This is a genomic window from Synechococcus sp. 1G10 (assembly GCF_002252625.1).
In the GTDB taxonomy this organism is placed as follows: Bacteria; Cyanobacteriota; Cyanobacteriia; order PCC-6307; family Cyanobiaceae; genus Regnicoccus_A.
In genome coordinates this window covers 1-662 of record NZ_NQKW01000074.1, presented here as the reverse complement: position 1 = coordinate 662, position 662 = coordinate 1, and the positions used below count along the sequence as shown (strand labels likewise).

At 67.8% G+C, this 662-nt stretch carries 1 protein-coding gene; it reads left to right on the top strand.

The features are described 5' to 3' along the window. Window positions 1-56: 56 nt before the first annotated feature. Window positions 57-662 (top strand): HD domain-containing protein (locus CJZ82_RS17530; protein WP_094557006.1); only part of this gene is annotated, 606 nt, incomplete at its 3' end.

Below are 662 nucleotides of genomic sequence, written 5' to 3'. Positions count from 1 at the left end.
GACCGCAAGCTGGAACTGCTGTTGGAGCGGCTGCCACCGCCGGCCGCCGATCGCTGATGACCAACCAGCCCCATCTCCACAGTCCGCTCTACATCGATGCCCTGAGCTGGGCCGCCCAGCTTCATAGCCGCCAGCGGCGCAAGGGCAAACCCGTGCCCTACATCTCCCACCTGATCGCCGTGAGCGGCCTGGTGTGGGAGGACGGCGGCGATGAGGAGCAGGCGATCGCCGGCCTGCTGCACGATTCAATCGAGGATGCCGACCAGGACGAGGCCTCGATTGCAGCCCACTACGGCAAGCGGGTTGCCCGGATCGTGGCCGACTGCAGCGACACCGCAGGGCCGGTGGCGCCGGGGGCCAAGAAGGAACCCTGGCTGGTGCGCAAGACGCGCTATGTGGCCTCGCTAGAGCACAAACCGCTCGATTCGCTCTTGGTGACGGCGGCCGACAAGGCGCACAACGCGCGCGACATGGTGGTCGATGCCCGCCGCGACTCCACCAACTGGGAGCGCTTCAAGGCCGGCCTCGATGGCACCGCCTGGTACCTGCTGCGAATCCACCAGGCCCTCAGCCACCGGCTGCCGGGCAGCCGCTCCAACGAACTGCTGGGAGAAGCCGTCAAGGAGATCCTGCGCAGCCCGGCCTACGAGCGGATCATCCCC